Source organism: Jatrophihabitans sp. (assembly GCF_051960575.1).
Taxonomy (GTDB): domain Bacteria; phylum Actinomycetota; class Actinomycetes; order Mycobacteriales; family Jatrophihabitantaceae; genus JBQCEE01.
The window spans coordinates 1-6,697 of record NZ_JBQCEE010000300.1 but is presented as its reverse complement, the minus strand read 5'-3'; the positions used below and the strand labels follow the sequence as shown (position 1 = coordinate 6,697).

Annotated in this window: 6 protein-coding genes and 1 pseudogene; 2 read left to right on the top strand and 5 right to left on the bottom strand. The window is 75.7% G+C overall.

Annotated elements, in window-relative coordinates; translation table 11 throughout:
- Nucleotides 1-604 (bottom strand): annotated as a pseudogene (locus ACTHMS_RS16655) (hypothetical protein); the annotation flags it as partial.
- A 137-nt stretch (nucleotides 605-741) separates the two neighbouring features.
- Complete coding sequence (locus ACTHMS_RS16650; protein ID WP_440307782.1) at nucleotides 742-1,701, bottom strand: asparaginase; 960 nt, start codon at nucleotides 1,699-1,701, stop codon at nucleotides 742-744.
- A 121-nt stretch (nucleotides 1,702-1,822) separates the two neighbouring features.
- Here ACTHMS_RS16650 and ACTHMS_RS16645 point away from each other — a divergent pair, with 121 nt between their 5' ends.
- A complete protein-coding gene (locus ACTHMS_RS16645; RefSeq protein ID WP_440307781.1) occupies nucleotides 1,823-2,398 on the top strand; it encodes a TetR/AcrR family transcriptional regulator in 576 nt (191 codons plus the stop codon).
- Between the two features lie 18 nt (nucleotides 2,399-2,416).
- Here ACTHMS_RS16645 and ACTHMS_RS16640 read toward each other — a convergent pair whose 3' ends face one another.
- From ACTHMS_RS16640 to ACTHMS_RS16630, 3 genes are read right to left on the bottom strand one after another with little or no spacing between them, the layout of a single operon-like run.
- The gene (locus tag ACTHMS_RS16640) at nucleotides 2,417-2,707 is read right to left on the bottom strand and encodes a FeoC-like transcriptional regulator (RefSeq protein WP_440307780.1); all 291 of its coding nucleotides are present in this window, start codon (nucleotides 2,705-2,707) and stop codon (nucleotides 2,417-2,419) included.
- Nucleotides 2,704-4,656, bottom strand: a complete 1,953-nt coding sequence (feoB, locus tag ACTHMS_RS16635; protein ID WP_440307779.1) for a ferrous iron transporter B — start codon at nucleotides 4,654-4,656, stop codon at nucleotides 2,704-2,706. Before feoB ends, ACTHMS_RS16640 begins: the two co-directional genes overlap by 4 nt.
- Nucleotides 4,653-4,916: a FeoA domain-containing protein gene (locus tag ACTHMS_RS16630; RefSeq protein WP_440307778.1), complete on the bottom strand. Its 264-nt coding sequence runs from the start codon at nucleotides 4,914-4,916 to the stop codon at nucleotides 4,653-4,655. The genes feoB and ACTHMS_RS16630 overlap by 4 nt, the downstream gene beginning before the upstream one ends.
- 134 nt (nucleotides 4,917-5,050) lie before the next feature.
- Here ACTHMS_RS16630 and ACTHMS_RS16625 point away from each other — a divergent pair, with 134 nt between their 5' ends.
- Complete coding sequence (locus ACTHMS_RS16625; protein ID WP_440307777.1) at nucleotides 5,051-6,610, top strand: hypothetical protein; 1,560 nt, start codon at nucleotides 5,051-5,053, stop codon at nucleotides 6,608-6,610.
- Nucleotides 6,611-6,697: the final 87 nt, after the last annotated feature.

Sequence of the window (6,697 nt, the reverse complement as noted above, 5' to 3'; positions counted from 1 at the left end):
CGGGGTCGCCGTCGAGCACGCCGTGGTCGGTGTCGAGGATGCGCTCGGTCCCGGCGCCGTCGAGCGGGATGCCGATGATCTTCGGCACCGACCGGCCGTCGGTGTAGAGCGTCGCGCCGGCGAAGCGGCCGTGGTCCGACTCGACCCGCCCGATGCCGGCGAGCAGCGTCCAGCCGAGATGGCAGCCGGGGCTCGCCGCGTCGACTGCGGCCGCCGCCCGCTGGTACGCGAGCAGCGCGGTCGCCGGGATGCCGTCGGCGGCCAGCGCCGACGCGGCGACTGCGGGCGGCCGGTGCAGGTCGCGGACGAGGGTCACCGGCAGCCCCTGGACGGGCGCCGGCACGGGCGGCGTGTCGAGGCCCGCGCCGAGCACCGGTGCCGCCGACACCACCGGCGCGGCGGAGGTCGGCACGGACGACGAGGTGGTCGCGGGCCGCGCGGCGGCCCGCCCGGGGTCGCTGCCTGCCGGCGCGCTGACCGGCAGGGCGATCGCGACGGCGCCGGCTGCGACGAGGACCGGGAGCCGTGCCATCCCGGACGACGCGCCGGCCCGGTGGCGCGCCTCGGACGTGCGGCGGCGCAAGCGTGCGACGTCGATGATCAACAGATGCCCCCCGGCGATGTCCGGGCCGCCGCTTCGTCCTGACCGCCCGACCCGATCATCGTGCGCCCGCCCGACCGCCCGGACAAGGCGGGGCGAACAACGGGTGACGGTTGGACAGGCCTTCGGTCCCGGTGTCGTCAGTCGCCCGCCGCCGCGAAGGCCGCCCGGATCGCGTCGGGGGCGGCCCCCTCGGCCAGCAGCACCGTCAGCAGCACCCGGGCCTTGAGCGGGTCGAGGCCGCCCGCGCTCACCAGCCCGCGCGCCAGCAGGTCACGCTCCGAGCCCGGGAAGCCGTAGGTGTCGCGGTAGTTCTCGCCGGCACCCGTGCGGCTGGCCAGGACGACCGGCATGCGACCGGCCAGCTCGGCCAGGGCATCGGCCAGCCGTCCGGGCACGTGGCCGCCACCGAAGCCGGCCACGACCAGCCCGGCGAGCGACGCGGTGGGCGGCAGGTCGGCGTCCAGACCGATCAGGGCCAGCCCGACCGACGGCACCGGCGGGACGAGGGCGCCCGGATCGTGCGGCGCCGTGCGGCGGCGCGGGACGAAGGGCAGGCGGACGCGGTCCTCGACCACCCAGCCGACCGGCCCGGCGGTCGGCGACGCGAACGCGCCGACGCTCGCCGTGTGCGTCTTGCGCACGTAGCGGGGCAGGTGGATCTCGTCGTCGAACACGACCAGCGGGCCGAGCCCGGCGGCGAGCGGCGACGCGGCCACCCGGACGGCGGCCAGCAGGTTCGCCGGGCCGTCGGCGCCGGGCAGCGCCGGGTTGCGCATGGCGCCCGTGAGCACGACCGGCATCGCGCCCGCGTAGAGCAGGTCGAGCAGCCAGGACGTCTCCTCCAGGGTGTCGGTGCCCTGGGTGACCACGACACCGTCGGCGTCGACCGTGCTCAGCTCGCGGGCGAGGGCCGCGATGTCGTCGAAGGTCAGGTCGCCGGACGGTACCTGCCGGAACGTCCGCACCCGCAGCTCCGCGACCGCGCGCACGCCGGGCACGGAGGCGAGCAGGTCGTCCGGCGAGAGGCGCGGGGTGACGCCCTCCCCCGCGGCCGCCGGCACGGACGCGATGGTGCCGCCCAGGGCGAGCACCTCGATACGCGGCAATCCCACCGCCCCAGTGTCCACCGCCCACCCGGCCGGCTCGCAGCAGGTGTTGAGATCACAACCGCTCAACGGCTGTAGAGACAAATGCCGGGTGTCGGGTTACCGTGATCGCATGGCCACTGCTCCCAGCCGTCGTGACCTCATCGGGCGCGCCGCCCTCGACGTCCTCGCCGAGGCGGGTGTGCGCGGGCTGACCCACCGCGCGGTCGACCAGGCCGCCGGGCTGCCGTCGGGTTCGGTGAACTACTACCACCCGTCGCGCGCCGCCCTGCTCGACGCCGCGGTCGACGCCCTGATCGAGCAGGACGACGCCGCCGCCGCGGCCGCGCAGAAGCGCAGCGGGCTGCCGAGCAAGAACATCGCCGACGCCGCGAAGGGGCTCGCCGAGTACGTCGCGGCCCTCAGCGCCGCGAAGGTGCGCCCGCTGGTCCGCGCCCGCGCCGAACTGCTCACCGAGGCCCAGCGCCGCCCGGAGGTCGCCACGAAGCTGCGGACCTCGCGCACCGCGGCGCTCGCCTTCGCGACCAGCGTGCTCGAGGGGCTCGGCCGCAAGGACGCCGCCAAGCAGGCCGACGTCCTCGTCACCGTCCTCGACGGGCTCGTGCAGCGCCAGGTGCTCGTCGGCCCGAAGGCGCTGCCGCGCCCGCAGGTCGAGCAGGTGCTGAAGGCGGTGCTGCAGGCGGTCTGACCGCCGGCGCCGAGCGGCTCAGCGCCGCCCGGGAAGCCCGATCTGGACGAGCGCGCGCCCGCTGCGCACGGGCGACGGGCCGGACGCGCCGCACCCCGGGGTGTCCCCCACCCCCGAGGCACAGGATCCGCACCCGCCGCCCGGGCAGCCTGCGGCCAGCTCGGTCGACTCGAGCCGGCCGATCCGCACCAGGTGCTCGACCGCCGCGTCGACGACGTCGAGCGGCAGCCCCGTGCGGGTCACCAGGTCGTGCCGCGACCGCGCCCCGTCGGCGATCGCGTCCAGCACCGAACGCAGCGGTGACCTCACGGAACGAGCCGTCCGAGCTGGAAGATCACGGCGGCGAGCCCCCAGGCCACGCCGATCTGCATGACCATGCCGAACGCCGTCCAGCGCCGCCCGATCTCGCGCACCTGCGCGGCGACGGTCGCGACGCACGGCGTGTAGGCGAGCAGGAAGATCAGGAAGGCGAACACCGCCGCCGTCGTCGCGCCGCTGCTCGAGGCGTCGAAGGCCGCCGTGATGTGCTGCTGCAACTCGCCCGGCGACTGCCCGGCGGTCGGGTCGGCGGCGGCGTAGGTCTGCGCCCACGAGCTGATCACCGCCTCCTTGGCGACGAACCCGACGACCAGCGCGCCCGCCGTGTGCCACTCACCGAACCCGAGCGGCCCGAACAGTGGGGCGATCGCGCGGGCGAGCGCGGCGAACAGGCTGTCGTCTGGGGCGACGTGCCCGAACCCGGCGCCCCCGCGCACCGGGATCGCCTGCAGCAGCCAGACCGCCGTGACCGTGGCGACGATGATGCCGCCCGCCGTGCGCAGGAAGGACCGCACGCGCACCCAGGTGACCGCGGCGGTGAGCCGCAGCGTCGGGCGCTGAAAGGCCGGCAGGTCGAGCAGCAACGGCTCGCTGCCGACCGCGCGCCAGAGGGTGCGGCGCAGCGCCAGGCCCGACAGCACGATGATCACGATGGACGCGAGGTACATCGCGAAGACGACCGAACCGGCATGGTTCGGGAAGAACGTGGTCGCCACCAGCACGTAGACGGTGAGCCGCGCGCTGCACGACGTGAAGGGGACGAGCAGCGCGGTCATGATCCGGTGCCGGGCGTCGCCGAGGATGCGGGTGGCGCTGATCGCCGGCACGTTGCAGCCGAAGCCGACCACGAGCGGCAGGAACGCCTTGCCCGGCAGGCCGATCGCGCGCATGGCCCGGTCGGTCACCACCGCGGCGCGGGCCAGGTAACCCGAGTCCTCGAGCAGCGCCAGCAGCGCGAACATCAGCACCATCAGCGGCACGAAGCTCAACAGCATGCCGACACCGGCGATGAGCCCGTCGACGACGAAGTGCTGACCCCAGGTGCCGCCGAGGCCGACGTGGCGCAGCACCCAGGTCGCGCCGCGGGTGAGGGGGCCGGCGAAGAAGTTGCCGACGGCGTCCTGCAGCGGGGTGGCCACCGCGGTGGTGGTCTCGAAGACGCCCCACATCACCAGCAGGAAGAGCAGCGGGCCGACGACCGGCGCGGTGACCCAGCGGTCGATCCGCTCGGTGCGGGTCGGCGGCGCGGGACGGCGGGTGGTGCCGGCGTCGACCGCGGCGGTGATCCAGGCGAAGCGCTCGTCCGAGACGGCCAGCTCGTCGCCGACGTCGCGCTCGGCGACGTGGCGGGCGGCCGGCGCGTGACAGCCGCCGAGCTCACGGGCGACGGCCGCGGCGAGGGCGGCGACGCCCTGCCGGCGGCGCGGGTCGACCGCGACCACCGGCACGCCGAGCGCGGCGCCGAGGGCGGCGGCGTCGACCTCCACGCCGCGACGGGCGGCGACGTCGGCCATGGTGAGGGCGACGACGAGGCGCTGCGACGACTCGCGCAGCTGGGCGACCAGGTAGAGGCTGCGCGAGAGGTGCGCGGCGTCGACGACGACCACGGTCACGTCCGGCACGTCGGTGCCGGTGAGCAGGGCGCGGGTGAGCTCCTCGTCCGGCGAACAGGCGTCGAGGCTGTAGGCGCCGGGCAGGTCGAGCAGGTCGACCGGGCGCTCGGCCGGCGTCCAGACGGCGCGGCCGACCTCGACGGTCGTGCCCGGCCAGTTGCCGACGGTGCGGCGGCTGCCGGTGAGGGCGTTGAACAGCGTCGACTTGCCGGAGTTCGGGGCGCCGACGAGGGCCACGACCGTGCCGGTGACCGCCGCGGCCGCGCCACCGTCGCCGTGACACGACGCGACCGGCGCCCGGCGGGTGCGCTGTTCGGTGGCGCTCACGCCACGCGATGGGTGTCGGCGTCGGGGGACGTCACGCCCAGGCGGCTCGCGGTGCCGCGGTCGAGCGCGATGCGGTTGCCGTCGACGCCGACCACCCGGCCGCCGCCGGCGGCGCGCGACAGCACGGTCACCAGCGCACCGCGGCGCAGCCCGAACTCGGCGAGCCGCAGCCGCACGGGTCCGGTCAGGTCGACCGAGGCCAGACGCACCGGGACGCCGGGAGCCGTGCCGGCCAGCGTGGAGGTGTCGTCGCGTCGCATGCCATCACGGTAACCGAGGAAGTTAGGTATGCCTACCCTGTGTTGCCTGTGACTCGACCCGCTCCCGTGACCGCAAGCTGAGGAGCACGTCAGTCGGCCTACGGATCCGAGCGGACCCTTCCTACCGTCGGGACGTGGGGTCCATCGCGCGCCGGTTCCGCGCCCGCGGTCTGGCGGTCGACCTGGTCGTCCTGGTGATCGCTGCGACGGCCCGCCTGTCGGTGCTGGTGCACGGCGGTTGGCGCGGCAGCTTCGGGTACGACCCCGCCGTCTACTTCGCCGGCGCGGACGCCCTGATCCACGGCCGGATGCCGTACACGGACTTCGTCCTGATCCACCCACCCGGGGTGCTACTCGCCCTCGCGCCGTTCGCCGCGCTGGCCCACATCGTCACCGACCAGGTCGCGTTCACCGTCGCCAACGTCGCCTTCGCCCTGCTCGGCGCGCTGGCGGCCGTACTGGTCACGCGGATCGCCAGGCGGATCGGCCTCGGGCGTGCCGCGCTGGTCGCCGGCCTGACCTACGCGCTCTGGTTCGGCGTCGTCCAGGCCGAGTACCTGGCGCGCCTCGAGCCGCTCGGCGCCGTGCTGTTCCTCACGGGCCTGCTGCTGGTGGTACCGGACGCGGAGGGCCGGCTGCGGTCGTCCCGCGCGCTCGTCCTGGGCGGTGCCGCGCTGGGCGCGACGACCTGCGTGAAGATCTGGTGGTCGGTGCCGGTCGTGGCGGTGGTGCTCTGGCTGGCGGTGCGCACGGGCCGCCGCGGACCGGCACTGCGGGTGCTGCTGGGCGCCGGCGCCGGGCTGCTGCTGGTCGACGGCCCGTTCCTGCTCGCCTCGCCGCGCGCGATGTGGACCTCGATCGTCAGCGACCAGCTCGGGCGTCCGCGCGCGTCGACCGGCTTCGCCGGGCGATTGGTCGACCTCACCGACATCCCGCCGTCCGGGCTGGTCACCGGCGGCGCGCGCGTCGCGCTCGAGCTCGTCGTCGGGCTGGCGCTCGTCGCCGTCGTCGCGCGGGCCACCCGGCTGCCCGCCGGACGGCCCGCCGTCGGCCTGCTCGTGCTGCAACTGCTGGTGCTGCTCGCGGCGCCGTCGTACTTCGGCTTCTACAAGGACTACCTCGGCGGCGCGCTCGCGCTCACCGTCGGCGCCGCCGCCGTGCCGTCGTCCCGGGCTGTGCGTGGCGCCGTCGCCGACCGGCGACCGCGCCTGGCCGCCCTCGTGCCGGCCGGGGTGTTCCTCGTCGTCGCGGCGGCAGCGACGGCCGCGTCCGTGCGCACCGACTTCGACGGCCCGGTGCCGTTCACCGGGCGCTCCGACCTGGCCGACGCGGTGCGCGGCGAGCGGTGCGTGATGTCCGACTCCCCCATGGCCCTCATCGAGCTCGACGTGCTGACCAGCGACCTCGAGCACGGGTGCCGCAACTGGGTCGACGTCACCGGTCGCACCTACGGCCCTGACGCGCCGCGACCGGGCGGGCCGACCGCTCGCTCGCAGAACCAGCGGTGGCAGGACGACCTGGTGCGCTACCTGCGCTCGGGCGACGCCGTCATCATCTGGCGGGGCGGAGCGGACGGCCTGACCGCGGCGTCCTGGCACGCCCTGACGCGTGACGGGGTGCTCGAGCACGCGGGGCACAACACGGTGTACCGCACCGTCCCGGGTCACCCCGAGCTGCCGGATCCGACCGGCTGACGTTCAGGCGGGCGGTAGCAGCACCCGCATCCGGGCGCGGGGCCCGGCGCCGACGACGTCACCGGCCGCGGCGCGGGCCAGCCGTCT